General features: G+C 68.2%; 28 protein-coding genes. 7 read left to right on the top strand and 21 right to left on the bottom strand.

The genetic code is table 11. The features are described 5' to 3' along the window. Positions 1 to 3: 3 nt before the first annotated feature. On the bottom strand, positions 4 to 1,041 hold the full coding sequence (locus tag JOZ00_RS00225) for an NAD-dependent epimerase/dehydratase family protein (RefSeq protein ID WP_293338248.1): 1,038 nt from the start codon (positions 1,039 to 1,041) through the stop codon (positions 4 to 6). Next, the gene (locus JOZ00_RS00220; RefSeq protein WP_293338246.1) at positions 1,038 to 1,814 is read right to left on the bottom strand and encodes an S-methyl-5'-thioadenosine phosphorylase; all 777 of its coding nucleotides are present in this window, start codon (positions 1,812 to 1,814) and stop codon (positions 1,038 to 1,040) included. The genes JOZ00_RS00225 and JOZ00_RS00220 overlap by 4 nt, the downstream gene beginning before the upstream one ends. A 77-nt stretch (positions 1,815 to 1,891) precedes the next feature. On the opposite strand from JOZ00_RS00220, the gene JOZ00_RS00215 reads away from it, so the two are divergent. Together JOZ00_RS00215 and JOZ00_RS00210 are read left to right on the top strand one after the other, a co-directional pair. After that, the gene (locus tag JOZ00_RS00215) at positions 1,892 to 2,764 is read left to right on the top strand and encodes a 1,4-dihydroxy-2-naphthoate polyprenyltransferase (RefSeq protein ID WP_293338244.1); all 873 of its coding nucleotides are present in this window, start codon (positions 1,892 to 1,894) and stop codon (positions 2,762 to 2,764) included. A gap of 64 nt (positions 2,765 to 2,828) precedes the next feature. Beyond that, a complete protein-coding gene (locus JOZ00_RS00210) occupies positions 2,829 to 3,836 on the top strand; it encodes a beta-ketoacyl-ACP synthase III (protein ID WP_293338242.1) in 1,008 nt (335 codons plus the stop codon). An 8-nt stretch (positions 3,837 to 3,844) separates the two neighbouring features. On the opposite strand, the gene JOZ00_RS00205 is transcribed toward JOZ00_RS00210, so the two are convergent. Further along, positions 3,845 to 4,141 (bottom strand): DUF4229 domain-containing protein, encoded by a 297-nt coding sequence (locus tag JOZ00_RS00205; RefSeq protein WP_293338288.1) that lies wholly within the window; start codon positions 4,139 to 4,141, stop codon positions 3,845 to 3,847. A 122-nt stretch (positions 4,142 to 4,263) separates the two neighbouring features. Here JOZ00_RS00205 and JOZ00_RS00200 point away from each other — a divergent pair, with 122 nt between their 5' ends. Then, a complete protein-coding gene (locus JOZ00_RS00200) occupies positions 4,264 to 4,425 on the top strand; it encodes a hypothetical protein (RefSeq protein WP_293338241.1) in 162 nt (53 codons plus the stop codon). A gap of 30 nt (positions 4,426 to 4,455) precedes the next feature. On the opposite strand, the gene JOZ00_RS00195 is transcribed toward JOZ00_RS00200, so the two are convergent. From JOZ00_RS00195 to JOZ00_RS00160, 8 genes are all read right to left on the bottom strand, one after another. Continuing rightward, a complete protein-coding gene (locus JOZ00_RS00195) occupies positions 4,456 to 5,754 on the bottom strand; it encodes an AAA family ATPase (RefSeq protein WP_293338239.1) in 1,299 nt (432 codons plus the stop codon). A gap of 44 nt (positions 5,755 to 5,798) precedes the next feature. Further along, positions 5,799 to 6,776, bottom strand: coding sequence for a c-type cytochrome biogenesis protein CcsB (ccsB, locus tag JOZ00_RS00190; protein ID WP_293338237.1), 978 nt, complete (start codon positions 6,774 to 6,776; stop codon positions 5,799 to 5,801). Further along, positions 6,773 to 8,368 (bottom strand): cytochrome c biogenesis protein ResB, encoded by a 1,596-nt coding sequence (locus JOZ00_RS00185; protein WP_293338286.1) that lies wholly within the window; start codon positions 8,366 to 8,368, stop codon positions 6,773 to 6,775. Before JOZ00_RS00185 ends, ccsB begins: the two co-directional genes overlap by 4 nt. A 47-nt stretch (positions 8,369 to 8,415) precedes the next feature. Continuing rightward, entirely contained in the window at positions 8,416 to 9,204 is a 789-nt protein-coding gene (locus JOZ00_RS00180) for a cytochrome c biogenesis CcdA family protein (RefSeq protein ID WP_293338235.1), read from the bottom strand. Then, positions 9,201 to 9,794 (bottom strand): TlpA disulfide reductase family protein, encoded by a 594-nt coding sequence (locus JOZ00_RS00175; RefSeq protein WP_293338233.1) that lies wholly within the window; start codon positions 9,792 to 9,794, stop codon positions 9,201 to 9,203. The genes JOZ00_RS00180 and JOZ00_RS00175 overlap by 4 nt, the downstream gene beginning before the upstream one ends. Then, complete coding sequence (locus JOZ00_RS00170; RefSeq protein ID WP_293338231.1) at positions 9,794 to 10,402, bottom strand: histidine phosphatase family protein; 609 nt, start codon at positions 10,400 to 10,402, stop codon at positions 9,794 to 9,796. Before JOZ00_RS00170 ends, JOZ00_RS00175 begins: the two co-directional genes overlap by 1 nt. Next, positions 10,402 to 11,748 carry a glutamate-1-semialdehyde 2,1-aminomutase gene (gene hemL, locus JOZ00_RS00165; protein ID WP_293338229.1) on the bottom strand — a complete coding sequence of 449 codons (1,347 nt, stop codon included), beginning with the start codon at positions 11,746 to 11,748 and terminating at the stop codon, positions 10,402 to 10,404. The genes JOZ00_RS00170 and hemL overlap by 1 nt, the downstream gene beginning before the upstream one ends. 69 nt (positions 11,749 to 11,817) lie before the next feature. Next, positions 11,818 to 12,165 carry a hypothetical protein gene (locus tag JOZ00_RS00160; RefSeq protein WP_293338227.1) on the bottom strand — a complete coding sequence of 116 codons (348 nt, stop codon included), beginning with the start codon at positions 12,163 to 12,165 and terminating at the stop codon, positions 11,818 to 11,820. A 73-nt stretch (positions 12,166 to 12,238) separates the two neighbouring features. Here JOZ00_RS00160 and JOZ00_RS00155 point away from each other — a divergent pair, with 73 nt between their 5' ends. Continuing rightward, a complete protein-coding gene (locus JOZ00_RS00155) occupies positions 12,239 to 12,634 on the top strand; it encodes a nitroreductase family deazaflavin-dependent oxidoreductase (RefSeq protein ID WP_293338225.1) in 396 nt (131 codons plus the stop codon). Here JOZ00_RS00155 and JOZ00_RS00150 read toward each other — a convergent pair. The 4 genes from JOZ00_RS00150 to JOZ00_RS00135 form a co-directional block, all read right to left on the bottom strand. Next, entirely contained in the window at positions 12,631 to 13,971 is a 1,341-nt protein-coding gene (locus JOZ00_RS00150) for an amino acid permease (RefSeq protein ID WP_293338223.1), read from the bottom strand. The genes JOZ00_RS00155 and JOZ00_RS00150 overlap by 4 nt on opposite strands. A 148-nt stretch (positions 13,972 to 14,119) precedes the next feature. Next, on the bottom strand, positions 14,120 to 14,308 hold the full coding sequence (locus tag JOZ00_RS00145; RefSeq protein ID WP_293338221.1) for a hypothetical protein: 189 nt from the start codon (positions 14,306 to 14,308) through the stop codon (positions 14,120 to 14,122). Positions 14,309 to 14,404: 96 nt separating this feature from the next. After that, a complete protein-coding gene (locus tag JOZ00_RS00140) occupies positions 14,405 to 15,742 on the bottom strand; it encodes an MFS transporter (RefSeq protein WP_293338284.1) in 1,338 nt (445 codons plus the stop codon). A 14-nt stretch (positions 15,743 to 15,756) separates the two neighbouring features. Continuing rightward, entirely contained in the window at positions 15,757 to 16,902 is a 1,146-nt protein-coding gene (locus JOZ00_RS00135) for an LLM class flavin-dependent oxidoreductase (RefSeq protein WP_293338219.1), read from the bottom strand. A gap of 378 nt (positions 16,903 to 17,280) precedes the next feature. Between JOZ00_RS00135 and JOZ00_RS00130 the strand changes: the two genes are divergently transcribed. Further along, positions 17,281 to 18,141, top strand: a complete 861-nt coding sequence (locus JOZ00_RS00130) for an alpha/beta hydrolase-fold protein (protein WP_293338217.1) — start codon at positions 17,281 to 17,283, stop codon at positions 18,139 to 18,141. Between the two features lie 51 nt (positions 18,142 to 18,192). Beyond that, positions 18,193 to 20,316: an acyltransferase family protein gene (locus tag JOZ00_RS00125; protein ID WP_293338282.1), complete on the top strand. Its 2,124-nt coding sequence runs from the start codon at positions 18,193 to 18,195 to the stop codon at positions 20,314 to 20,316. A gap of 205 nt (positions 20,317 to 20,521) precedes the next feature. On the opposite strand, the gene JOZ00_RS00120 is transcribed toward JOZ00_RS00125, so the two are convergent. Together JOZ00_RS00120 and JOZ00_RS00115 are read right to left on the bottom strand one after the other, a co-directional pair. Then, the gene (locus JOZ00_RS00120; protein WP_293338215.1) at positions 20,522 to 21,208 is read right to left on the bottom strand and encodes a GDSL lipase; all 687 of its coding nucleotides are present in this window, start codon (positions 21,206 to 21,208) and stop codon (positions 20,522 to 20,524) included. A gap of 95 nt (positions 21,209 to 21,303) precedes the next feature. Further along, the gene (locus JOZ00_RS00115) at positions 21,304 to 22,551 is read right to left on the bottom strand and encodes an acyltransferase (protein ID WP_293338213.1); all 1,248 of its coding nucleotides are present in this window, start codon (positions 22,549 to 22,551) and stop codon (positions 21,304 to 21,306) included. Positions 22,552 to 22,882: 331 nt separating this feature from the next. Between JOZ00_RS00115 and JOZ00_RS00110 the strand changes: the two genes are divergently transcribed. After that, positions 22,883 to 23,323 carry an STAS domain-containing protein gene (locus JOZ00_RS00110; RefSeq protein ID WP_366022214.1) on the top strand — a complete coding sequence of 147 codons (441 nt, stop codon included), beginning with the start codon at positions 22,883 to 22,885 and terminating at the stop codon, positions 23,321 to 23,323. Here JOZ00_RS00110 and JOZ00_RS00105 read toward each other — a convergent pair. The 4 genes from JOZ00_RS00105 to JOZ00_RS00090 all read right to left on the bottom strand — a co-directional run. After that, positions 23,307 to 23,570, bottom strand: coding sequence for a hypothetical protein (locus tag JOZ00_RS00105; protein WP_293338209.1), 264 nt, complete (start codon positions 23,568 to 23,570; stop codon positions 23,307 to 23,309). The two genes, JOZ00_RS00110 and JOZ00_RS00105, sit on opposite strands and share 17 nt — an antisense overlap. Beyond that, a complete protein-coding gene (locus JOZ00_RS00100) occupies positions 23,567 to 24,103 on the bottom strand; it encodes a DUF3093 domain-containing protein (protein ID WP_293338280.1) in 537 nt (178 codons plus the stop codon). The genes JOZ00_RS00105 and JOZ00_RS00100 overlap by 4 nt, the downstream gene beginning before the upstream one ends. 41 nt (positions 24,104 to 24,144) lie before the next feature. Next, positions 24,145 to 25,125: a porphobilinogen synthase gene (hemB, locus tag JOZ00_RS00095; RefSeq protein ID WP_293338207.1), complete on the bottom strand. Its 981-nt coding sequence runs from the start codon at positions 25,123 to 25,125 to the stop codon at positions 24,145 to 24,147. Positions 25,126 to 25,131: 6 nt separating this feature from the next. Next, positions 25,132 to 25,455: uroporphyrinogen-III synthase (locus tag JOZ00_RS00090; RefSeq protein ID WP_293338205.1), on the bottom strand; the 324-nt coding region annotated here is incomplete at its 5' end.

Raw genomic sequence — 25,455 nt, 5'->3', positions numbered from 1 at the left:
GGTTCAGCGAAGCGGCGCGAACGCGAACTCGCGCAATCCCTCTGCGGGGTCGATGCCAGCGGTGAAACCCAGCACCTCGGCGGCCCGGGACGGATCGGCGACGATGTGCCGGACGTCGCCGTTGCGGTACTGGCCGGTGATCACCGGGGAGAGTGACGAATCGCGTGCCTCGCACAGCGCGGTGGCGACCTCAAGAATCGAAATGGGCCGCCCGGAGCACACATTGAAGGCCGAGAAGCCCTCGCTGGAAGCGGTGGCGGACGCCGCCGCGACGTTGGCGGCGGCCACGTCGTCGACGTGGACGAAGTCGCGCATCTGGCCGCCGTCCTCGAAAACCTTTGGCGGATGGCCTTTTTCCAACGCCGACCGGAAGATCGCGGCGACACCCGAATAGGGGGTGTCGCGCGGCATGCCGGGGCCGTAGACGTTGTGGTAGCGCAACGCCGCCACCGAGCCGCCCGTGGCTTCCGACCACGCCAGCGCGTAGTGTTCCTGCGCGGTCTTGCTGGCGGCGTAGAGGCTGCGCGGCGCCACGGCGGCGCCCTCGTCGACGAGGCGCCACTGCAGCTCCTCCCCGCCGATCGGGCAGCGGTGCTCGAAGACGCCCGCGTCGAGGTCCGCGCGCCCGCGCGGCAGCGGGTCGACGTCGCCGTGCTGCCCGCAGTGATAACGGCCCTGCCCGTACACCACCATCGACGACGCCAGCACCAGACGACGCACCCCGGCGGCGAACATCTGCGCCAGCAACACCGTGGTGGCGAAATCGTTGTGCCCGCCGTACTCGGGCGCATCGGCGGCGTCCACGCCCGCGCCGACCATGGCGGCCTGATGACATACCAGGTCCACGCCATCCAGCAGCGGGGCCAGGGCGTCGCCGTCGCGGACGTCAACGCGGTGACATCCCTGCGGCAGCACCGCATTCGGACCGTGCGCGGCGGGCAGCAGCACGTCGACGGCGACCACCTCGTGGCCCGCCGCGCACAGCGCGGCGTTCACCCGCGAGCCGATGAAACCGGCTGCGCCCGTGAGCAATACCCTCACGGCAGCTCGATCGGCAGGGTGACCCCGGCGTGCGGCAGGCAATGCGTGCAGGCGCGATCGGCGGCGACCCGGCCGATCGCTTCGCGCACCAACTTCTTGAACGGCTCGATGTTTCGTTCGAACTCGGCGAACACGTCGATGGCCTTGACCCCCTCGCCGGCGCTGATGCCGGCGTCCAGGTCGGTTACCAAAGCTATTGCCGCATAACATATCTCGAGTTCACGGGCCAGCACCGCCTCCGGATACCCGGTCATGTTGACCAAAGAGAACCCGGCCGCGGCGAACCACCGGCTTTCGGCGCGGGTGGAAAAACGCGGCCCCTGGATCACGACCATGGTGCCGCCGTCGGTCACGCCGGGCAGCGCGGTCACCGCATCCCGCAACGTGGGGCAGTACGGATCGGCGAAGTCGACGTGGATGCCGCCGGAATCGAAGTAGGTGTCGGCGCGGCTCCTGGTGCGGTCGACCAGCTGATCGGGCACCACGATCGCACCCGGACCGAGTTCGGGCTTCAGGCTGCCGACCGCGCACGGCGCGAGCACCCGCCGCACGCCGAGCTTGCGCAACGCCCACATGTTGGCCCGGTAGGGCACCGTGTGCGCCGAGTACTCGTGCTTGGCGCCGTGCCGGGGCAGGAAGGCCACCTCGTGTTCCCCGACGGTGCCCACGGTCACCGGGGCGCTGGGCTGACCATAGGGGGTGTCGACGGTGGCGTCGCGGGCGTCGGATCCGAAGAAGGTGTAGAAACCGCTGCCACCGATGACTCCGAGCATTCGCCCATTGTGGTGCATGGCCCGAGAAGTCGATTGCGGGTGCGGTCCCGGCGACCCAGCCCTGGCAGGATGTTTCCGTGGCGAGTTTCGGGCAGTGGATCTCGGGTGCGCGGCCGCGGACGCTGCCCAACGCGGTCGCTCCGGTGGTCGCGGGCACCGGCGCGGCGGCGTGGCTGGGATCCGCGGTGTGGTGGAAGGCGCTGCTGGCGCTCGCCGTGGCGCTCGCGCTGACCATCGGCGTGAACTACGCGAACGACTATTCCGACGGCATTCGCGGCACCGACGACGACCGGGCCGGCCCGGTGCGGCTGGTCGGCTCCCGGCTGGCGACCCCCCGCGCGGTGTTGACCGCGGCGGTGGCCAGCCTGACGGTCGGCGCGCTCGCCGGGCTCGCGCTGGCACTGTTCAGCGCGCCCTGGCTGATCGCGGTGGGCGCGGCCTGCATTGCCGGGGCGTGGCTGTACACGGGCGGGTCGAAGCCCTACGGCTACTTGGGTTTCGGCGAGGTCGCGGTGTTCGTGTTCTTCGGCCTGGTCGCTGTGCTCGGCACCGAGTACACGCAGGCGCTGCGGGTCGACTGGGTGGGCCTGGTGCTGGCGGTGGCGACGGGAGCGCTGTCGTCGTCGGTGCTGGTGGCCAACAACCTGCGCGACATCCCCACCGACGCACAGTCCGACAAGATCACCCTGGCGGTGCGGTTGGGCGATCCCCGCACGCGCATCCTCTACCAGGCGCTGCTGGTGACCGCCGCGGTGGCGACCCTGGTGTTGATGGTCGCCACGCCGTGGTGCGCGGCGGGGTTCGTGGCAACGCCGCTGGCGATGCGAGCCGTGGCGCCGGTGCGATCCGGCCGGGGCGGACCGGAGCTGATCCCGGTGCTGCGCGACACCGGGCTGACAATGGTTCTCTGGGCGGTCGCGGTCGCGACGGCCCTGGCGCTGACCGGCTAGCGGTTCCGTCTGCGTTGTCGGTGAAAGACCTCAGACGGTTCGATAACTATGAGAGGTTGGCCCAATGCCGCAGATCACTACGACCAATGGTCCGAAGCACATCGGATTGCTCAGTGTCGGCGCATACCGCCCCGAACGAGTGGTGACCAACGACGAGATCTGCCAGAACATCGAGTCATCGGACGAGTGGATTTTTTCCCGGACCGGCATCAAGACCCGCCGGTTCGCCGCCCGCGATGAATCCGCCGCATCGATGGCCACCGAGTCCGGGCGCGAGGCCATCGCCAAAGCGTCGTTGACCGCGGGCGACATCGACTGCGTGATCGTGGCCACCAGCACCCACTTCCTGCAGACGCCTGCTTGTGCCCCCTCGGTCGCGGCCGCACTGGGGGCCACCGGCGTGCCCGCCTTCGACGTCTCGGCGGGGTGCGCCGGCTTCGGCTACGGGCTCGGCGTCGCCGCCGACATGATCCGCGGTGGGACCGCCGCCAAGGTGCTGGTGGTCGGTTCGGAGAAACTGTCGCCCACCGTGGACATGCAGGACCGGAGCAACTGCTTCATCTTCGCCGACGGCGCCGCGGCGGTGGTGGTCGGCGAGACACCCGAGCAGGGCATCGGCCCGACCGTCTGGGGCAGCGACGGCGACCAGGCCACCGCCATCCGCCAGGACATCGACTGGATCGACTACATGGACTCCCCGACGGGCCCGCGCCCATTCCTGCGGCTCGAGGGCAGCGCCGTCTTCCGGTGGGCGGCGTTCGAGATGGGAAAGGTCGGTCGGCAGGCCATGGATGCCGCGGGCGTGAGGTCCGACGAAATCGACGTCTTCATCCCGCACCAGGCCAACAGCCGGATCAACGAGGTGCTCGCCAAGGGACTCGAATTACGTCCCGACGCGATCGTCGCCAACGACATCGAGCACACCGGGAACACCTCGGCCGCTTCCATCCCGCTGGCGATGGCCGAGGTGTTGGAGACCGGGGCGGCCAAGCCGGGCGACCTGGCGCTGCTGATCGGTTACGGCGCGGGCCTGAGCTACGCCGCCCAGGTGGTGCTGCTGCCGAAGGGATGAGCGCGGCCTCACGCGTCGTCGGTGCCCTCGTCGGGCTCCGCGTCGCCGTGCAGCCGGGCCTGCAGTTGTTCGCGCTCCCGGCGCCGGCGTTCGCCGGCGATCGCAAGCGAGGCGGTGGCGCGCCGGCGCAACGGGCTGAACACGTAGATGCCCAGCGGCATCGCGATGATCAACGCGAACAGCGCAGCGACGACGACGGGAAACTGGCCGATCCCCAGTAGCCGCGCGACCCCGTAGATCACGGCGGTGAGGACGACCGCCAGCAGCAACCGCGCCGCGGCGTAGAGCGCGACGTCGACGATCACATGGCCCCTGCGGCCCTCCGCGTCGCCGTCGCCCGTGCTGTTCCCAGTGCTGTTGTCGCTAGGTCCTTCTGACACAGAGTGCAGCCTACGGCGCGGGTATATTCGCTCGAAGGAGGTGTTGAGTGCTCTACCTGCTGCTCGTCGTGATTTTGGGAACGCTGGTGTACGTCGGTTGGCGCGCTGCGCGGTCACAGGTCATGCGACCCAAGACGCGCGTCATCGGCCCCGACGACGATCCAGACTTCTTGCGGCGATTAGGTCACGGGGACAACAACCCCCGCTAGGACCCACCTCTTTGCAAGCCCTCGGGCGCGCTAGCCGCCCAGGACGGGGTTGCGCTGCTCGCCCGGGAAGCCGTCGGCGATGGTGGCCGCCAGCTCGGTGAGCGATTCGCGAGTGCCCCGACGCAACCGGTGCAGGTCGATCTCCGCGCCTTCCTCGAGGTGCGGGTCGTAAGGCACCAGCTGGACCGCGCGGCAACGGCGCGAGAAGTGTTCGATCACCTTGTTCATGTCGACTTTGCCGGGCCGCGGCCGCACCCCGTTGATCACGGCGACTGAGTTGCGCACCAGCTCCTGATGGCCGTGGGCGTCCAGCCAGTCCAGCGTCGCCGACGCGCTGCGCGCGCCGTCGATGGACCCCGAGCTGACCACGATGAGGACGTCGGCCTTCTCCAGCACCGACGACATCACCGAGTGCAGCAACCCGGGGCCGCAGTCGGTCAGCACCAGGCCGTAGAAGCGTTCCAGGATGTCGACAACCCGCGAGTAGTCCTCGGCGCTGAACGCGTCCGAAATCGCGGGATCGGTTTCCGACGCGAGCACCTCCAGGCCGCTCGGGCCCTTGGAGGTGTAGCGGCGCACGTCGCTGTAGCGCTCGATGGTTCCGGCGTCGTGCAGCAGCTGGCGCACCGTCGCCGTCGTCTCCAGCGGGATCTTCTGGCTCAGCGTGCCGCGGTCGGGGTTGGCATCGACGGCCACCACCCGGTCGCCGCGGATGGACGCGAACGTCGCGCCCACCGTCGCGGTGATCGTGGTCTTGCCGACGCCGCCCTTCAGCGACAGCAGCGCCACCCGGTAGGAGCCACGCAGAGGCCGGTTGACCTGTGCCACCAGGTTGTTGTGCCGGGCGGCGCGCGGACTTTCACCCAGGTTGATCAGGCCGCCGGAGGCCTTGTAGAGCAGCAGTCGCCAGCCCTCGGACGGCGGTGGCTGCACCGGCCGCAACAGCATGCCGGTGGACAGTTCGGGATAGGGCGTGTGCGGCAGGTACTCGGGCCGCTGCGGGGCCTGCGCGGGCGGGGCGTCGGCCCCGCCGTTGTAGTAGGCGCCGTACGCGGTCGGGTCCACCCGCGGGATGCCGGTCACCGGCGTCGAGTCCCAGGGCGGCATGGCCCCGGCCGGCCGGGACGCGGTCGGTGCGCTCTCCGGCCGCTCGGGTGCGCGCTCCGGGCTCGGCATCCGTCGCTCGGTGCGAAAGCCCGCAAAGGCGCGGGTGGGCGCGTCGCCGGAATCTGATTCGGCGGCCTTCTGCTCCGACGATGGTCCCTGCGGCGTCAGTTGCGTGGTCGGTTGCTCGGGCGCCCCGACGCCCGACGTCGAATGCTCAGACACGTACGTTCCCCCTTGTTCTGCGTTATTGGGTTCGATGCTGGCAATCACCCCACGCCCGCATAGGAATGCAGGCCGACAGTGACCAGATTAACGAAGAACAAATTGAAGACCATGGCCACGAACCCCGCGACGTTGATCCACGCCGCCTTTTTGTCCCGCCATCCTGCCGTCGACCTGGCATGCAGGTAGGCGGCGTAGATCACCCACGCGATGAAGGACACAGTCTCTTTGGGGTCCCAGCCCCAATATCTGCCCCACGCTTCCTCGGCCCAGATGGCGCCGAAAATGACGCCGAAACCGAAGACGGGAAACGCGAAGATGGTGGTCCGGTAGGCGATGCGGTCCAGGGTCTGCGCGTCGGGGAACCGCTGGACGACCCGCGCCAGCGCGCCCTGCGCATCGGGGTCACCCAGGTGCGACGTCCGCAGCAAGAACAGGATGCTGGCGATGCCGGCGACCATGAACACCCCGGATCCCAGGCTGACCACCGACACGTGAATGGGCAGCCAGTAGGACTGCAGCGCGGGCATCACCGGCGCGGCATTGGTGTAGAGCCAGCGCCCGGAGACCGTGAGCAGGATCAGCACCGGCAGCAGCAGGAAGACCCAGAGCGGGCGGTATTGCGGGCGGCGCAGCACGAACGCCCCCGCGATCAGCCCGCACATGCAGGTCAGGTTGATGAACTCGTACATGTTGCCCCACGGCACCCGCACGGTGGCCAGGCCGCGCAGCACGATGCAGGTGAACAGCAACCCGATGCCGAGGTAGACGACGGCCAGCCCGGCCCGGCCGACGCGTTCGTCAAACGGGCGCTGGCCCATCTCGTCCACGACGCCGGGAGTGCTGCTGTCCGAGGCCACCGACCCCGCCAGCACCGCGGCGCGCATGTCCGCGCGCCGGCTGCCCACGTATGCCAGTTCGAAGGCCAGCAGCAGCAGCCCGACCACCAGGGCCACCACGGCCGACGTGAATGCCCAATCGGAGTAGCGCGCCAAGGCGATGTTGACGTGCACCGTGTTCATTTGACGTCCACCTCTGCACTCCTGCGATCGTCAATTGCCTCGGATTCGCCGAGCCCAGTCAATAGCCGGCCGGTCAACCGCTCGAATTCGTCACCCCAACCGGAGTTGTCGGTGCGCGCCAGCCCGCCCAGTTCGACGTTCACGGTACCCGGCTGCTCGTCGCCGGCCGGCGTCAGACGGATCCACACCCTGCGGCGCCGCACCAGCAGCGACACCAGCAACCCGGTCATCATCGTGATGGCGAAGACGAGCACCCAGGTCTGGCCCGGGTCGTGCGAGACCTGCAGGTTGACGAACGGAACGGCGCCATCGAAGCGGACGACGGTGCCTGCCGCGGGCCCCTGGTCGATCCGGATTGCCTGTCCCGCGCGCAGGTTGACCCGCTTCTCCTTCGTCAACCGGTGCTGTTCGATCAGCCGCGGGTCCAGGGTGAACAGGGACTGGGGACGCCCGCTGTCCAGCCCGGTGTCGCCGCGATAGATGTCGACGGCGACCGCGGGGGCGTTCAACGCCGGGAACCGAGACGACAGCAGGGCACCGTCGAGCTGCTCGGTCGGGGCCAGCAGGCCCTGGATCGCGATCTCGTGCTGGCGGCGGTCCATGGCGTTGGGATAGCTCCCGGCGGGCGGGTCGATCCGCACCACACCGGAGGAGAGCAGGGTCTGCGGATTATCGGGACGCCACTGCACGGTCGACGTGCGGGTCTGTCCGTCCGGGAAGGTGACGGTGAATGTGGGTGCGTAGCCGTGGCCCTGCAGGTACATCCGGTCACCGCCGACCCGCAGCGGGTGGTTGACCTCGAGCGGGTAGTGCCGCCAGCTGTTGGTGGCCAGATCGTTGCCGGACTGGTAGTCGATGTCGGCGGCGAAGGAGGTGGCCTGTCCCGACGGCAGGTAATTCGCCGCGAAGTCGTTGACGCGGATGCACAGCGGATGCAGCGACGTGCCGTCGACGGTGTTGCCCGCGCGGAACGAGTCGAACGCGGCCGGCGACGCCGAGCAGAAGCCGGCCCCGCCGTCGGCGATGACGATCACGTTGCCCTCGTAGCCGAACAGCTTGCCGACGGCCACCGCGACCAGCAGGCCCAGCAACGAGAAGTGGAAGACGATGTTGCCGAACTCGCGCAAATAGCCCTTCTCGGCGGAGACTTCCACGACGTCCGAGGCGCCTTCAGAGCCGGCGGGGTCTTCGTGCCGGATGGCCGTCCGCCAGCCGCGCAGCCGCCCGGCGAGCGTGTTCGCGAGCCGGTTCACCTCTTCGGGCCCGGCGACGACCTGTGCGCGGGCGTGCTTGGGCAGTCGGGCCAGGTTGCGCGGGGCGGCGACCGGGGTGGCGCGCAGGCTGCGGGCGTGCTCGATCATCCGCGGGGTGAGGCAGCCGACCAGGGACACGAACAGCAGCACGTAGATGGCGGTGAACCAGAAACTGGAGAACACGTCGAAGGCCTGCAACCGATCCAGCCAGGGCCCGATCAGCTTGTGGGCCGCAAGATAGTCGTTCACCTTGCCGGCGTTGAGGCTGCGCTGCGGCAGCAGCGCCCCGGGTATCGCGCCGAGCGCGAGCAGGAACAACAGCACCAGCGCGGTGCCCATCGAGGTCAGCGCGCGCCAGGTGTTGCGCGCGAAGGCGATCGCCGTCCTCAAATCGGAAGCCTCACGTCGGACACGAACGCGTCGCGCAGCCAGGAGACGAACTCGTTCCACACCCCGGTGACCAGCAGCACCCCGACCGCGATCAGCAGCGCGCCGCCGAAGATCTGGATCGCCCTGGTGTGCCGTCGCAGCCAGCCAAGGCCCGCCACCGCTCCCGCCGAACCGAATGCCAGCAACACGAACGGGATGCCCAACCCCAGGCAGTACGCGATCACCAGCGCGATTCCGCGCGCCACGCTCGCGCCGTCGGTGGCCGAGGCGACGGTGATCACCCCGGCCAGCGTCGGCCCCAGGCACGGCGTCCAGCCCAACGCGAACACCGCCCCCAGCAGCGGCGCTCCCGCGACGGTCGTGAACTGCCGCGGACTGAACCGGGCCTGGCGCTGCAGGGCCGGGATGAAACCCACGAACACCAGCCCCATCACGATGGTCAGGACACCGCCGACCCGCTGCAGCAACAGTTGGTTGGTGATCAGTGAGGTGGTCATGCCGAGAACCGCGACGGTACCGAGCACGAAGACTGCGGTGAACCCGGCGACGAACAACGCCGCGGAGCCCCCGACCCGCCACCGGGCGCCGGGCGGGGCCTTGACCGCACCCGCGGGCGGCTGTTCGTCGACACCGACTTCGCCTACTAAGGCGGCGAGATACGACAGATAGCCGGGCACCAGCGGCACCACGCATGGCGACGCGAACGACACCAGGCCCGCCAGCAGGCACGCGCCGAGTGCCACCAGAAGCGGTCCGGCGGCGGCGATCTGGGTGAATCCGGTCATCTTTCTGAAGCCAGTCTTTGCACCACGGGCTGTAAGTCGGAGGCCAGCAATTCTCGCAGGAAAACCGCGGCGACCCGGTGCTGGCGGTCCAGGACCAGGGTGGACGGGATGACGGTGGTCGGGTACTTGCCGCCGAACGCGATCAGGGTACGCATCGCGGGGTCATAGATCGACGGGTACGTGACGTGGCGGTCGTTCACGAAGTCCAGCGCCGCCTGCCGGTTGCTGTCCCGGACGTCGATGCCGAGAAAGGACACCGCGGCGTCGCGGGTGGCGTCGTACACCTGCTGCAATTGAGTGACCTCGGCGCGGCACGGCCCGCACCACTGGCCCCAGATGTTGATGACGACGACCCGCCCGGCGAAGATCGGATCGTCCAGCGACAAGGTGTGCGCGGCGTCGTTCAGGTCCGGCCCGGACAGCGGGCCCGGTCGCCCGCGACTGGACGGCGGGTCGTAAAAGATGTCGGTTTTCCCCCCGGGCGAGACGAATTCGAAGGTGCCACCCTGGGCCACGGCGTCGCGACCGGTGCAGCCGGCCAGCAGGGTCGCCAGCACAACCCCGGCCATCGCCAGTCGCCACCCGCTCATCAAGCGCCCGCCGGCTCGCAATACTCGACGTCGGCCAAGCGCTCGCCCTCGTAGACGAGGGTCGTCACCGAGGCGAGCCCGCACTCGCGGCGCCGCGGGTCGTGCCAGAGTCGGTGACCGGTCAGGTGCAGCCGCAGCGTCCACACCGGCAGCTGGTGGCTGACGCACACCACCTCGTGGCCGGCGCCACGGGCGCGGGCCTTCTCCACGGCCGTCGTCATCCGGGCCGCGATCTCGGCGTAGGGCTCACCCCAGGACGGCCGGAACGGGTTGCGCAGCTGCCACCAGAACCGCGGGTCCCGCCAGGCACCGTCGCCCGGGCTGACGCGGCGACCCTCGAAGAAGTTGGCCGATTCGATCAGGTCGGGGTCGGTGTCCACGCCGACGCCGTGCTTGGCGGCGATCGGAGCGGCGGTTTCCTGGGCTCGCTGCAGCGGGGAGGCGATCACCGCCACGATGTCGCGGTCGGCCAGTGCGTCGGCCACCGCGGCCGCCTGCGCCTGGCCACGTTCCGAGAGGTGGAATCCGGGCAGCCGGCCATAGAGGACGCCGGTGGGGTTGAACACCTCGCCGTGGCGTACCACGTGAACCCGGGTTCGCTCGGCCATCAGGACTTCCCCTCCTTGGCGGCGCCGGCGGCGGCCTGGGCCGCGGCGGGCAGGGCTTGCGCGATCCGGTCGAACGCGGCGTCGTCCAGGGCGGCCGAGACGAACCACGCCTCGAACGCGCTGCACGGCGGGTAGACGCCCGCGTTCAGCAGGGCGTGGAAGAAGGGCGGGAACCGCCAGGTCTGGCTTGCTCGCGCCGTCGCGAAATCGGTCACCGGCTTTTCACTGAAGAACACGCTGAGCATGTTGCCGGCCCGCGGAATTTGGTGCGCCACACCGGCATTCGTGAGCGCCTCGGAGAGCAGCCCGGACAGCCGGTCGGCGTTGGAGTCCAGCGCGGCGTAGACGGCATCGTCGGCGGTGCGCAGTGTCGCCAGCCCGGCGGCGACGGCCACCGGATTGCCCGACAACGTGCCGGCCTGATACACCGGCCCCAGCGGCGCCAGCCGCTCCATCACCTCGGCACGGCCGCCGAACGCGGCCGCGGGCAGTCCGCCGCTCATCACCTTTCCGAATGTGAACAGGTCGGCGGCGACGGGATCGATTCCGTACCAACCACTTCGGCTGACCCGGAATCCGGTCATCACCTCGTCGACGATCAGCAGCGCGCCGTGCTGGGCGGTGATCGCGCGCAGTGCCGTGTTGTAGCCGGCCGCCGGCGGGACGACCCCCATGTTGCCCGGGCTGGCTTCGGTGATCACCGCCGCGATCTGTTCGCCAAACTGCGCGAACGTCTGGCGTACGGCGTCAATGTCGTTGTAGGGCAAGACAATCGTGTCGGCCGCGGCGGCGCCGGTTACCCCGGGCGAGGACGGCAGGCCCAGTGTCGCGACGCCGGAACCCGCGTCGGCGAGCAGGGCGTCCACGTGGCCGTGGTAGCAGCCGGAGAACTTGATGATCTTGGCCCTGCCGGTGAAACCGCGGGCCAGCCGGACCGCGCTCATCGTGGCCTCGGTGCCGGAGTTGACCAACCGCAGCCGCTCCACGGGTGCCACCCGCTCGATGATCTCGGCGGCCAGCCGGCTCTCCCCCGGCGTCGGCGCCCCGAAGGACAGGCCCGAGGCGGCGGCCTTGGTGACGGCTTCGACGACGGCCGGGTGTGCGTGACCCAGGATCATCGGACCCCAGGAGCACACCAGGTCCACGTAGCGATTGCCGTCGGCGTCGGTGAGCCAGCAGCCCTTTGCTTCGGTGATGAAGCGCGGGGTTCCGCCCACCGCCGTGAACGCGCGGACCGGGGAGTTCACCCCGCCGGGAATGACGGCGCAGGCGTCGGAGAACAGCCGGGCCGACGCCGCTGTGCTGGCCGCCGGCGCATGCGCGGTCGCCTGGTCACTGCTTCCCATGACGACTAGTGTCCCAGCCTCCGCGGCGCATTCCACTACAGGGTGTAGCAGGAGGCGCGGGACGGCGGGTCAGTCGGCGGCGGCGTGCCGGCCGGATTCCTGCGAGATCTGGAAGTGGTGACGGGCGGCCTCGCGCTCTCTGTTTGCCGCGAGTCGGTGGGCGGTGACGTCGCCAAGGCCCTCCAGGGCGGCTCGCTGGTGGACTTCGGACGCGCGTTCGTGCGTGACGCCGGCCTCATAATGCCGGAGCAGTTCGCGGCGGTGCGCCTGCCGGTCGCGCTCGTGGGCGGCCGCGGCGTGCTCGCCCGCGCGCCGCACGTCGGCTTCGGTGATGGCCTTTCGGGCGGCCAGCTCCTGTTCCCTGCGCAGCAGCTCGTCTGCGCGCTGGGCGGCTTCTCTGCCCGGCGACTCTCGCATGTCAAGACAGTAGACCTGTTAGCTGGGAAAAGCAGGGTTGAAGTCGGTGGTCGCAGGAGAGTTGGATGGTCCTATGCAACTCCCCCAAGGACTTGCCCGATTCAACCGACACGTCACCAACCCGATTCAGCGGATGTGGGCCGGCTGGGCCCCGTCGTTCGGCATCGTGGAACACGTCGGCCGACGCTCGGGTAAGCCATACCGCACCCCGGTGACCGTGTTCAAAGCAGACGTCGACGGCAAGCCCGGCGTGGCGATCCTGCTCACCTACGGCCCCGACCGGGACTGGCTGAAAAACCTGACCGCGGCGGGCGGCGGCCGAATGCGCCGCCACGGCAAGACCTTTGGTATCGCCGATCCACGAGTGGTCACCCGGGACGAGGCGGCGGCGCATGTGAGCCCAAGAACCCGAACGGTTTTCGGGCGCCTGCCCTTCGAGCAGGCGGTGCTGCTCACGCGGACCGACTAGTCCTCCAAGGCGACCTCGCCTGACACCGGGGCGTGGTCGGCGCAATCGTGACCCCGGAGCCAAACTCGGCGGACAAGGTACAGCCCGATCACCACCACCCAGGACAACAGTCCGAGCCAGAACTGGCTGCGCGCCGAGTGGTCGAACGCCATCTGTACCAGCACCGTGGTGATGCCGACCAGAGTGATGATCGACAGGACCGGAAAGAACCACATCCGCACCCGTAGTTTCTCCTCGGGTGTCCGGCCGCGCAGGATGATCTGCGACAGCGCGATCATCCAGTAGACGAACAGAATGACGGCGCCCGACGAGTTGACCAGGAAGAGAAACACGGTGTTGGGGGCGATCCGCGCGAGGATGACGCAGCCGAAACCCACTGCGGAAGAAGCCAATATGGCGAGGGCGGGAACCCCGCGTCCACTCACCCTGACCAGCCGGGCCGGTGCCTCGCCCCGGCCGGCGAGCACGAACAGCATGCGCGACGCAGTGTAGAGACCCGAATTCAGGCAGGACAGCACCGCGGTCAGCACCACCGCGTTCATCACCTGATCGGCACCGGGAATGCCCATGTGCTTGAAAGCGGCTACGTAGGGCGAAGTTCCGACTTGCACGTCGTTCCACGGCAGCAGCACCACGATCACGAAAACCGAACCGACGAAGAAGATCGCGATTCGCGTCACGACCGAGTTCATCGCCCGCTGGACCGCCCGTTCCGGATCCCGGCTCTCGGCGGCGGCGATGGTCACGACCTCACTGCCCGTCATCGAAAAGATCACGACCACGATCGCCGCGAAGACCGCCCCCACTCCCTTCGGAAAGAATCCCCCATGCGCGGTCAGGTTGCTGAAATCGAAGTGACGGCCGGGCCAGAACCCGAAAGCGAAGGCGAGGCCTGCAACGAGAAAGACCACAATGGTCGCGACTTTGATTCCGGCGAACCAGAATTCGAACTCCCCGAAAGACGACACCGAGACCAGGTTGGTCGCCGTCATCATCGTCATCAGACACAGCGACAGCAGCCAGAGCGGTGCGTGGACCCAGTAGCCGAGAACCTTGCCACCGGCGACCGCCTCGAATCCCACCACGATCACCCAGAAGTACCAATACAGCCAGCCGACCGAGAAGCCCGCCCAGCCGCCCAGAGCCCGGCCCGCGTAATCGGCGAACGATCCGGTCGACGGGTTCGCGGCGGCCATTTCGCCCAGCATCCGCATCACGAGCACGACCAGCAGGCCCGACAACATGTAACTCAAGAAGGCCGCCGGACCGGTGGCCGCAATGGCCACACCCGATCCGACGAACAGTCCGGCACCGACGACGCCGCCGATGGCGATCATGTTCAGCTGCCGCTGCGACAACCCGGAGCGCAGCCCTGGCTTGGTGTTGATCGGGCCTGCCTATCTCTTTGTCGGTCTTGGGAAACGTGATGCGACCTATACGGCAGTCTGATGCAACGCCCGCCGCCGCGCAGCTTTCACCTCGAAATCAACCGGGCTTGCGGAAATGCTGGATGCCCCAGGCGAGCTGACCATGGTCGGCCGCGCGGATCCAGTTCTGCAAACCGACTTGCATGTTGTCGAGGTAGTCCGCGGACGAGATTTGTTCCAGTTCGCCACGCCGGGCCTCGAGTCCGTCGAGCACGAACTGGTAGTGGCGACGTAGGTTGCCGACCAAGTCGGCCTGGTCAACTATCTCGAAGCCGATCGCCTGCGCCGTTCCAAACGGGACCTCACCGGCGCGTGGACCAGGCTTGCTGCGACCGTTGCCGGCTCAGAGGTGAAGGTCGCGGTCGCGGATCAAAGCCGTGGCGACGACGCTGATGAAAGCCGTTGCGACCAGATAACCGCAGGCGAGCCAGGGCGCGCCGCCGAGGGCCGCGATCAGCGCCGTCAAGATCATCGGGGTGAGCCCGGACGCGTAGATGCCCGAGAACTGGTAGACGAACGACAGGCCCGTGTACCGAGTGTTGGTGGGATAGAGCGCGGAGTAGAGCGTGCCCTGGACGCCGTAGAAAAGCGCGTGCACGACGCCGAACACGATGATCATGGCCAGCCCGAACCAGATCAGATTCTTGGTACCGAAGAGGGCGAAGGCGGGAAAAGCCGCCAGGCCGTAACAGGCGATGCCTGCCAGATACACCCGTCGCGGACCGAAACGGTCGGCCAGCTGTCCCGAAACCGGCAGCAGCACAGCCATCAACAGCGCCGCGATGGTGACCACGACCAGGACTGACACGCGGTGCAAGCCGAGCGCACCGGTGGCATACGAGATCGCGAAGACACCCCAAGTGTTGAACGCCGATCCCTCACCCCAGCGAGACAGCAAGCCGAGGAGCGTGTTTCGCCGCGAACCGGGCTCGCGCACGATGTCGCGGATCGGCACCGTCGATGCGGCCTGTAGGTCTTGCAGCTCCTGGAATGCCGGCGTCTCGTCGACCCGCAACCGGACCACGATGCCGATCACGACCAACACCACGCTCAGCAGAAATCCGATGCGCCAGCCGTAGGCGAGGAATCGCTGCGGTCCCAAGGCGATTTGCAGATAGGCGAATATGCCGGTGCCCAAAGCCAATCCGAGCGCCAGGCCGACCTGCGGGATTGCGCCGTACCGTCCCCGCCGGTCGTCGGGGCTGTGCTCGACGGCCAGCAGCACCGCGCCACCCCACTCGCCGCCGAGCGCAAAGCCCTGCAGCATGCGCAGCACCAGCAGCAGGACCGGCGCCCACAACCCGATCCGCGCGGCGGTCGGCAACAGCCCGATCAATGCCGTCGCCCCGCCCATGATGAGCATGGTCAGCGCCAGGCTGCGCTTGCGGCCGATCCGGTCGCCGATGTGTCCGAACACCAGACCGCCGATGGGCCGCATGACGAACCCGACCGCGAACGTCGCGAACGCCAAGAGCGTTCCCACGAAGGAACTTTCGTTGGGGAAGAACACCTTGTTGAAGACCAGCCCGGCGGCCGTCGCGTAGAGGAAGAAGTCGTACCACTCGACCGTCGTGCCCAGCAGGCTCGCCGCGACGACGATGCGCAGCCGCCGGCGACGCTGCGCATCGGACTCGTCAAGTCCTTCCGCTGACCCGAGGTCAGCTTCGAGGGCGTCGGGCACGGTCCTCGCCACGACTAGTGCGCCGAAGCGACCGCGAACGGCGTCGCGGCTGCCGGGTGCGACTTACGGTTGGGGTGTTGCCACAAGCCCTTCCGCTCCAGCAGCGGCAGGACGCCCTCCCCGAACCAGTAGGCCTCCTCCAGGTGCGGATATCCCGACAGGATGAAGTGGCTGATGCCCAGCTTGGCGTATTCGGCCAGCCGCTCGGCCACCTCCTCGTGCGAGCCGACCAGGGCGGTGCCCGCTCCCCCGCGGACGAGGCCCACCCCGGCCCACAGGTTGGGAGCGACCAACAACCGGCCGCTGTTGCCGCCGTGCAGATCCAGCATGCGGCGCTGACCCTCCGATTCACTGCGCGACAGGCTGGCCTGCACTCGCTCGATGTCGGCCGGGTCGATGGCCGCCAACAACCGGTCTGCCTCGGCCCACGCTTCGGCGGCGGTGTCCCGGCTGATCACGTGAATCCGCAAGCCGTACTGCAAGATTCGGCCGGCATCGACCGCCAGGCCGCGGATCCAGTCGAGCTTCTGCGAGACCGCCTTGGGCGGCTCGCCCCAGGTGAGATACACGTCGGTGTGCTTGGCCGCGACCGGGCCGGCGGCCGCCGACGATCCCCCGAAGAACACCGCCGGCGTCGGGTCCGGCGGGTTGTTCAGTTGCGCGCCTTCGACCTGGATGTGGTCACCCTTGAAGGTCACCGGCTCTTTCGACGTCCACAATTGCCGCACCACATCCAAGAACTCGGCGGTGCGGGCATACCGCGCCTCTTTGTCGAGGAAGTCCCCGTAGGCCCGCTGCTCGTGCGGTTCACCGCCGGTGACGACGTTGAGCAGCAGCCGCCCCTCCGAGTGCCGCTGGAAGGTCCCGGCCATCTGGGCGGCCAGCGTCGGGCTGAGCATCCCGGGACGGAACGCGACCAGAAACTTCAGCGTCTCGGTGTTCTCGACCAGCATCGCCGTCGTCAACCACGCGTCCTCGCACCACAGTCCCGTCGGCGTGAGCACAGCCTCGAAACCGTTGTCTTCGGCGGCCGCACAGATCTGGTGCAGGTATTTCAGCGTCGCGGGCCGGTCGCCGGACATCGGCGTGCCGTGCCCGCCCGCGACCAGATTCCGCGAATCACCGTAGGTCGGCAAAAACCAATGAAACGACAGACTCAATTCACACACTCCCTTTCGGACTCCCGCATTCTTCGCGACATCGCCCAGGCGCGGGAGGGTTGAAAACGTCGAGATTGCATCCGGTGTCAAATACCGCCGTGGCCGATGCGGGCCGTCGGTTGCCAGACCACGCGCAGCACCGCGACGACGAGGATTCCCTTGCGGCGACGCGTAATACGACCACGTCGACGATGCGATCGCGGGGCCTAGGCGGGATGGCGGGATGTTGCAACTCGGAGCGGTCGGCGAGCCGGACCCGCGCTCCGATGCACCGAAGGTAACCGGTTCATGACCGGAAGATCACGCGAGATCACTGAATGCTTCCAATACGGCGTGGCTCGGCAGGTAAAGCCCGCCTAGCGCGGCATCATTGCCATCATGCCTGACCTGACGCGCCGTGCGGTGCTCCGGATGGGCGCCGGTGCCAGCCTGGGAGCTGGTGTGTTCGCGTTGAGCGCCCTGCTGGATCCGGTCAGGTCGCAAGCCGCGCCGGCGCCGCTCGGACCCGCGCCGTTCGAGCCCCCGACCGCGGGCAAGACGCTTCCGACGAGGCTCACCGGGTCGTTCGTGTCGGCGGCCCGCGGGGGCATCAAGACCAATTACGTGATCGCGATGCCACCCGGCCAGACCGGGATGCTGCGTCCCGTCATCGCACTGCACGGCATGGACGGCGATGCCAACCAGATGCTCGACATGGGTGTACCGGACGCGCTCACCCAGCTGGCCCAGCAGGGCAAGCCGGCGTTCGCGGTGGTGGGTGTCGACGGTGGCAACACCTATTGGCACAAAAGAACCTCCGGCGAGGATTCCGGTGCGATGGTGCTCGACGAGTTGCTGCCGATGCTGTCCACGATGAACTTCGACACCTCCCGGGTGGGCTTCATCGGGTGGTCGATGGGCGGATACGGTGCGCTTCGCCTGGGCGCCAAGCTGGGACCGTCTCGGACCGCCGGCATCTGCGCGGTCAGCCCGGCGCTGTACACCTCGTACGCGACGAGCGCACCCGGGGCGTTCGACAGCAACGAAGACTTCGTGCAGAACAGCGTGGTGGGCCTGCCCGCGCTGAATTCGATCCCGCTGCGGGTGGACTGCGGCAACTTCGACCGCTTCTATTTCGCCACAAAAGAGTTCCTGTACTCGCTGAAGACGCAACCGGCGGGCAGCATCTCCCTCGGCGGACACGACATGGCCTACTGGCGCAGCCAACTGCCCGGCGAACTGGCCTGGATGGCGACCTGAGCAACGACGATGACAGTTCGGCAGGAAGCAGTCGCCAGCGGCCCACGACGAGTGGAGCGGCGAGCTTCCCGAAAGGGATTCCGGCCGGACATCGAGGGACTGCGGGCCGTCGCGGTGATCGCGGTCGTGCTCTATCACGCGGGTATCCCGGGGGTGACCGGCGGCTTCATCGGGGTTGACGTCTTCTTCGTCATCTCCGGCTTTCTGATCACCAGGCTGCTGTGGCGCGAGGCGACCACCACCAATACCGTTCGGCTGGACCGCTTTTACGCCGCACGTGCTCGGCGCCTGCTGCCGGCCGCGGCCGCCGTGGGCGTCATCACCGCGATCGGTGCGGCCATCGTGTTGCCGCCGCTGCAGGCGCGCAACGTGTTCGCCGACGGCATCGCCTGCGCACTGTACGTCGGCAACTACCGGTTCGCCACGCAGGGCACCGACTACCTGGGCTCCGTCCTGCCGTCGCCGTTCCAGCACTACTGGTCGCTGGGCGTGGAGGAGCAGTTCTACCTGGTGTGGCCGATACTGATCATCGCGACAGCATGGCTGGTGCGGCGCTTCGCGCGCTTCAAGGACGCCTCGTCGCGGGCGACACCGTACGCGGTGGTCCTCGCGTTGATCGCCGCGGCGTCACTGACGGCGGCCGTGCTGTGGACGCGCGCCTCGCCGCCGTGGGCCTTCTTCTCGCTGCCCACGCGCGCATGGGAACTGGCCGTGGGTGGGCTGGTGGCGCTGTCGATCAAGGAATGGCGCAGGCTGCCACTGCTGCCCGCATCGATCGTCGGGTGGGGTGGCCTGGTCCTGATCCTGGTGACCAGCACCCAGTTGAAGGCCGGCACCCCGTACCCCGGCACCGCGGCGCTGCTGCCCGTGTTGGGGACCGCGCTGATCATCGGCGGCGGCAGCGTCACCGGCGGCCTGGGCGCCGGCCGCCTGCTGTGCCGGCCGGCGATGCGCGCCATCGGCCGGGTGTCGTACTCGTGGTACCTGTGGCACTGGCCGGTGCTGCTGCTGCTGCCGGCGCTGCTCGGTGAGCCCGCCGGCCTGCCGGCCAGGCTGGCCGCCACGTTCGTCTCCGCCGGCCTGGCGGTGATCACCCTGCACCTCGTCGAAAACCCCGGCCGGTTCGCCGCCGCCCTGCGCCAGTCGGCCAAAGCCAGCCTCGCGGTGGCCGGGGGCGCCAGCGCCGCCGTCGCGTGCGCCTGCATGCTGCTGCTCGACGTGGTGCCGGTGCCGGTGGGACACGGGGCGGCCGCTGCGCGAGCCAAGATCATCGCGGAGCCGCCCGCCTTCGCCCCGAATCTCGGTCCCCAGGAGTCGGCCGTCCGTCAGGCCTTCAGTCAGGTCCGCGACGCGGTCTCGGCAGCCGCCGGCCTGCGCGCCGTCCCGTCCAACCTGGACCCGTCGCTCGCCAACGCGCCCGCTGATAAGGCCGCGGTATTCGTCAACGGGTGCGTCCGGTCCTGGCGCGATATGGGGCAGGGCGAGTGCGCATCGGCCGACGCCGCGTCACCGACGACGGTGGCCCTGATCGGCGATTCGCATGCGGCCATGTGGAACCCGGCGCTGCAGCGGGTCGCCGAGGTGCGGCACTGGCGACTCGAGACGCTGGCCAAGGTGACCTGCCCCATGCAGGATCTGCCGATCGACAGCCCGTATCTGGGGCGCGAGTACACCGAGTGCGAGCAGTGGCGCGGCCAGATCATGGGCCGCATGGCAGCGGAACACCCTCGCATGGTGGTGCTGGACATGAGCAGGCGATACGGCGCCGATTTCGGCTTCACGTCGTATAACCCGGCGTGGATCCAGACCCTGGGCCGCACCGTGGCCCAGCTGCGCAGAACCGGTGCGACCGTCCTGGTGCTGGGACCCGCCCCAGACCCCCGGTCACTTGCTCCCGCATGCCTTTCCGCACATCTTGACGACGCGAGCGCTTGTGCGCCAAAGCGATCCGACGCGGTCAACGACGACGGTATCGCCGCCGAGCAGGCGGCGACCAACGGCAACGGCGGCCACTACGCCGATCTGACCGACCTGTTCTGCACCTCCGACCGCTGCCCGATGATCGTCGGCAACACGCTGGTGTTCCGCGACGACAACCACGTCACAACCGAATACGCGCAGTTGCTGGCGCCGGTAATGGGTGCGCTGGCAGACCGCGCCCTGACCGACGGCTGAGCAGGAAATGAACTTCTGATGGGTGACCAACGTCATACCAGCGAAGGGTTTTGGAGGTTTTAGGACATGACCGCGCTGCTACTGGCCTGCATTGCGATCACCGCGCCAGTTGCCGGTTTCGGATTGCTCCACATGCAAGCCCGCCTGGAGCAATGGGACTACGAGCGGCACGCAGAGGACTAAAACCCCTGCACCACCGGCCGATTCAGGCTGACAGCTGGGTGCGGATGAGCGGCGCGATCCTGTCCGCCATGTATTGATGGCCCGCATCGTTCGGATGCACGCCGTCCGGACCTATCAGATCGGGCCGGCCGACAAACCAGTGCTCGGCGATCGGGTCGACGAACGTCGCACCGACGGTCCCGGCCACGGTGCCAAGCACGTCGCGGATCTGCAGCACGTTGATGGGCACATCGTCCGTCGGCCACGGGGGTGCGATCACCAGGAACTTCGCGGCCGGCGCCAGCATGCGGGCCAAATCGAAGGTGTTGCGCACCTTTTGGGCCAACACCCCGAGATCGACGCCTTGGTCGTTGCGGGAACCGAAGAACACCACCAGGGCGTCGTCGGACTGGACTCCCCTGGCGGTCAGGTCCTCGAAGATGCTGCCGTGGTCACCGGGCGTGCCGTAGCCGGCCCTGCCCTCGGCCGCCACATCGGCCGACACCCGCTCCCCGCGCGCGGAGAGCAACTGCCAGGCGCGGTTGGGCCACGACCGCGGCCCCAGCCCGCCTTCATCGGTGCCGGTGGTGTACGAGTCCCCAATCACGGCAAGGTGATTGAGCCGTAGGTCCAGGGTCAATGTTTCGTACGTCCGCACCCGTGCCGGGTGTAGGACGTCCAAGCCCAGAAGAAGAGCCAGACCAATGACAAAGGTGGCCAGGCGACTCACTATCACCTCCAGTCTCGATGGCATCGTCGTCTGCCGCTGCTGCCTCACCATTGAGGACTCCGGATGGGTCGCGGTCGGCCGCCCCAAGGCAACCGTCACACCGCGCGTGCCGAAGCCGCTTCCAGGGGGCTGTCGATCGGATGAACCTTGCTGCTAACCGATTCTTCGGGCTCGCTTCGCGAGCGTTTCGTCTCGGTGGCCCTGACGTCAACCATTCTGCGCATCCAACGGCGGGCGGGCTCTTCGACGACGTGATACATCAGAGCCGACAGACCCAGCGAGATCGCCAACAGGCCGATGACATTCCATTTCCACGGATTGTCTTGCGGCACAAGCTCGAACTGCTCGACGGCCCAGCCCCAGGCCGTGTGCACCAGCTCGTGAAGCATGTAGAGGCAGAACGAGATCTGCCCGCCGTACACCAGGACGCGAGTCGACAGCACCCGGGGCAGGCTTCCCACACCGATCGACAGTGTGATCACCAACGGAACGAACAAGATGTCGACCACCCCGCCGCTGTCGTTCTCCACGACGCCGGAGATCGGGTGCGCGTTGAACCAATACAGGACGCCCACCATCGCGGCCAGCAGCAGCAGCGAGAGGTAGCCGGCGACGCGGCGACCGCGGTCAGTCAGGCGCAGCCTGCGCACCGCGGCGCAGGCCAGAGCGCCGGCGGTGAACTGGGTCACGATGCGCGGCAGCCAGCTCCACGGTGTGTAGAAGTGGCCGCTGGTCAGCAACATCAGGATCGGCGGCAGCGACGCCGCGAAGGCCAGCAGCATCAGGCTGCGCGCCCGCGTCGCCTGCTTCATCCGCAGAATCACCAGAACAAGCACGGAGAAAAGGGCGTAGGCCAGCCATTCGGCGCTGATCGACCAGGCCGGGCCGTCCCAGCTGGAGTCGTCGAAGAACGGCACGAACCACAACTGCACCAGCAGAACCTGGCGTACGTAGCTGATCGCGGTGAGCGACGCCGCGTCGGGCGACGGGACGTGGCCCACGTGCAGGGTGAAGATCACCCACAGGGCGGCCAGGTGCAGCGTGACCAGGTACACCGGCCATACCCTGGCCAGCCGCAGCCACAGGAAATGCAGCGTCGCGCGCATCGACCAGGATCGGCCCATTCGTTCGAGGTAGTTCCAGGTCAACACGAACCCGCTGAGCATAAAGAAGAGGTCGACGCCCTGGGCGCCGCAATTGAGCACCGGCGAGAGGTTGTCCAGGAAGTCCGGTGACGCGTCGTTCAGCATCGGGCGGAAGTGGAACAGGACGACCCACAGCGCGGCGACGATGCGGAGCCCGGTCAGGGCTTTGATTTCGCCCCTGATCTCTGCGCCGCGCACGATGCTCTTTCCGTCCCGGACTGAAGTTGTCTCGTTCGCCTATTGGCTCGGCTGACCGGGCGACATAGCCGCACCCCGCCTCGCCACCGGCAGCCTTGAGAGCCTAACAGCGTGACCACGCAGATGCGCGGACGGTTGTGGCGTGGCAGGCGGGTTTAGGGTCGCCCGATGGCCCAGAACGGCGTCGGCGGCATTTGCTCGGATTTCTCTGGATGCTTCTTAGTAAAGAGTTAGTTCGGGCTCTTAGTCCCCTTAGGCTTGCCCATTACCGTCAGGGGCAGGCTCGGCTTCACGGCTGCACAGCGAGCGCCACGGAGAGTGAGGGGTCCCCATGACGATCACGGATGTGGAAACCCGCCAGGCAAACGGCGTGTTCGAATGCCACGGCGTTCAGGTTCGGGCGCAGTACCGGCACCTGGCAACGGTCGTGACAATTCGGGGTGAAATCGACGCCGAGAATGTCGATACGGTCGGCGAATACATTCGGCGTTTCACCCTCGGAGAAAACAGCGTCGTGCTCGATCTGAGCGGTGTAAGCAAATTTGCTGTGGCCGGAATCTGGCTGCTCTACGCATTCGACGAGTGCTGCCGCGCCGAAGGCGTGGATTGGACGCTGGTACCGGGCACCGCGGTGATGACGGTCCTCGACAACGATCATCGTGACGACGAGTTCGCGATGACGCCTTCGGTGCGCGAGGTGCTCAACGACCTGTCCGAGGCCATCATCCGCCGCCGCCGGATGGCGTTGCCGCTCGTCAGGAAGACGGTCTAGCCCCAACGACCCTCCTGCGGCGCAGCCGGGCTACCCCGGCGACCGCCAGGACCCCCGCGCTTGTCAGCAGGATCAACGCCAGCAGCAGCAGCTGTGGGTCATAGATTAGCGACGTCGTCGACGGCTGCCCGTCCGCGATCGGCGCGACGGTCACGGTGTGGTGTGCGCCGGTCCAGCTCAGCAGTGCCCCCGCGAAAGCGGCGCAGGCCAGCACGAGCTCGATCACAGCCCGGGAACGGGCGATCATTGCGTCGGCTCCGCATCGTCGTCACGCTCGGCGTCGGCACGGGCGGGCTCCACCCGTTCCTGAACCAGCGGGGTGAGCGCGGCCCGGAGCTGACGATGACGGCGGGCCCACGCCTGCGCGGTGCGCTCCCCGGTGAGCTGCAGACCGATGCCGACACGATTGCGCGGCACGCCGGCCAGCTCGCCGAGCGCGCGCGCCGACTGCCACTTCGCCAGGTCCTTTCCGGATGCCTCGTGGTGTTCGGGTTCCGGATAGACCCGGACGATCTCGCGGATCAGCACGGTTTCGGTGCCCTGCCGCAGGGCGTCCTCGGTCAGCTCGACCGAGGTGTGGATCCGTGCGGCCTTGACCTGTATCCCCAAAAACAGCGACACCATCACCAGAAAGATCGCCGGAACCCACAGCCCGATCGTGGCGCCGCTCCACCATTCGATGAGAATCATGGAGGCCGCCGCCGCCGGGCCGGCCAGCAGCCAGAGCCAGCTGGCACCGGGTTCGGAGAACAACGGCCTGGAATCATTCGGTGACGCCATCTGCAGCCCCATCTGGTGATTGTTACCCGTTGGCGGGCCCGTCACGACAGCCAACCCGCCGCCTGCGCGGCCCAGTAGGTCAGCACGATGTCCGCCCCGGCGCGCCGGATGCTGGTCAGCGTCTCCAGCGCCGCGGCCCGCTCGTCGATCCAATTGTTCGCGGCAGCAGCGCAAATCATCGCGTACTCGCCCGAGACCTGATACGCGGCCACCGGCACCGACGAGATGTCCGCCGCGGCCGCCACCACGTCGAGATAACTCATCGCGGGCTTGACCATCACGATGTCCGCGCCCTCGTCGAGGTCGAGCTCGACCTCGCGAAGCGCCTCCCGGAAATTGCCCGACTCCTGTTGGTAGGTGCGCCGGTCTCCGGAAAGGGTGGAACTGACGGCCTCGCGGAACGGCCCGTAGAACACCGAGGCGAACTTCGCGGCATACGCCAGAATCGCCACGTCCGTGTGACCAGCCGCGTCCAGGCCGTCGCGGATCGCACCCACCTGGCCGTCCATCATGCCGCTCGGGCCGACCACGTGAGCGCCCGACTCCGCTTGCGCCACAGCCAGTTTCACGTACCGAATCAGCGTCGCGTCGTTGTCGACCCGGCCCCGGGCGTCGAGCACGCCGCAATGCCCGTGGTCGGTGAACTCGTCCAGGCAGGTGTCGGCCATCAACACGGTGGCCTCGCCGAGATCCTTGGCCAGGTCGCGCAGGGCGACGTTGAGGATGCCGTCGGGGTCGGTGCCTGCCGAGCCCGTCGGGTCTTTGTCCTCGTCACGCGGCACACCGAACAGCATCAGCCCGCCCACGCCGGCGGCGACGGCGTCGGCCGCCGCCCGGCGCAGCGAGTCGCGGGTGTGCTGCACGACGCCGGGCATGGAGTCGATCGGCCGTGGCTCGTCGATGCCGTCGGCGACGAACATCGGCAGCACCAAATGCCTTGGCTCCAAGGACGTTTGCGCCACTAGGCGGCGCAACGCCGGGCTTGAGCGGAGCCGGCGCGGGCGCTGCCGCGGGTAAGCCATGAGTGACTAGCGCCTGCGGCTCTTCTTGCGCGGCGGGGGCAGCGCGCCCTCGGCGCGCAACCGCGCGGCGTGCTCGGCCAACGCATCGACCAGCGGGCCGACGGCGGCGGTCTCGGGCTGAACATCAACCCGCAGACCGAATTCCGCAGCCGTCTCGGCGGTCTTGGGACCTATGCAGGCGATGATCGTCCGCGCGTGCGGCTTGCCGGCGATGCCGACCAGGTTTCGCACCGTGGAGCTCGAGGTGAAGCACACCGCGTCAAAGCCACCGGTCTTGATCATTTCCCGCGTTTCCGCCGGCGGCGGTGCGGCACGCACCGTCCGGTAGGC

Source organism: Mycobacterium sp. (genome assembly GCF_019243155.1).
Lineage (GTDB): Bacteria > Actinomycetota > Actinomycetes > Mycobacteriales > Mycobacteriaceae > Mycobacterium.
The sequence above is the reverse complement of the archived record's forward strand: the minus strand, read 5'-3'. Positions and strand labels throughout refer to the sequence as shown.

Bases quoted from the DNA above. Each gene is read 5' to 3' on its own strand.
- JOZ00_RS00220 (WP_293338246.1), bottom strand. From the start codon at position 1,814: ATGCTCGGAGTCATCGGTGGCAGCGGTTTCTACACCTTCTTCGGATCC.
- ccsB (WP_293338237.1), bottom strand. From the start codon at position 6,776: ATGAACACGGTGCACGTCAACATCGCCTTGGCGCGCTACTCCGATTGG.
- JOZ00_RS00180 (WP_293338235.1), bottom strand. From the start codon at position 9,204: ATGACCGGATTCACCCAGATCGCCGCCGCCGGACCGCTTCTGGTGGCA.
- JOZ00_RS00160 (WP_293338227.1), bottom strand. From the start codon at position 12,165: ATGCGAGAGTCGCCGGGCAGAGAAGCCGCCCAGCGCGCAGACGAGCTG.
- JOZ00_RS00210 (WP_293338242.1), top strand. From the start codon at position 2,829: ATGCCGCAGATCACTACGACCAATGGTCCGAAGCACATCGGATTGCTC.
- hemL (WP_293338229.1), bottom strand. From the start codon at position 11,748: ATGGGAAGCAGTGACCAGGCGACCGCGCATGCGCCGGCGGCCAGCACA.
- JOZ00_RS00105 (WP_293338209.1), bottom strand. From the start codon at position 23,570: ATGATCGCCCGTTCCCGGGCTGTGATCGAGCTCGTGCTGGCCTGCGCC.
- JOZ00_RS00175 (WP_293338233.1), bottom strand. From the start codon at position 9,794: ATGAGCGGGTGGCGACTGGCGATGGCCGGGGTTGTGCTGGCGACCCTG.
- JOZ00_RS00100 (WP_293338280.1), bottom strand. From the start codon at position 24,103: ATGGCGTCACCGAATGATTCCAGGCCGTTGTTCTCCGAACCCGGTGCC.
- hemB (WP_293338207.1), bottom strand. From the start codon at position 25,125: ATGGCTTACCCGCGGCAGCGCCCGCGCCGGCTCCGCTCAAGCCCGGCG.
- JOZ00_RS00150 (WP_293338223.1), bottom strand. From the start codon at position 13,971: ATGATCGCCATCGGCGGCGTCGTCGGTGCCGGACTGTTCGTCGGATCG.
- JOZ00_RS00155 (WP_293338225.1), top strand. From the start codon at position 12,239: ATGCAACTCCCCCAAGGACTTGCCCGATTCAACCGACACGTCACCAAC.
- JOZ00_RS00130 (WP_293338217.1), top strand. From the start codon at position 17,281: ATGCCTGACCTGACGCGCCGTGCGGTGCTCCGGATGGGCGCCGGTGCC.
- JOZ00_RS00185 (WP_293338286.1), bottom strand. From the start codon at position 8,368: ATGGGCACCGCGCTGGTGCTGTTGTTCCTGCTCGCGCTCGGCGCGATA.
- JOZ00_RS00110 (WP_366022214.1), top strand. From the start codon at position 22,883: ATGACGATCACGGATGTGGAAACCCGCCAGGCAAACGGCGTGTTCGAA.
- JOZ00_RS00170 (WP_293338231.1), bottom strand. From the start codon at position 10,402: ATGGCCGAGCGAACCCGGGTTCACGTGGTACGCCACGGCGAGGTGTTC.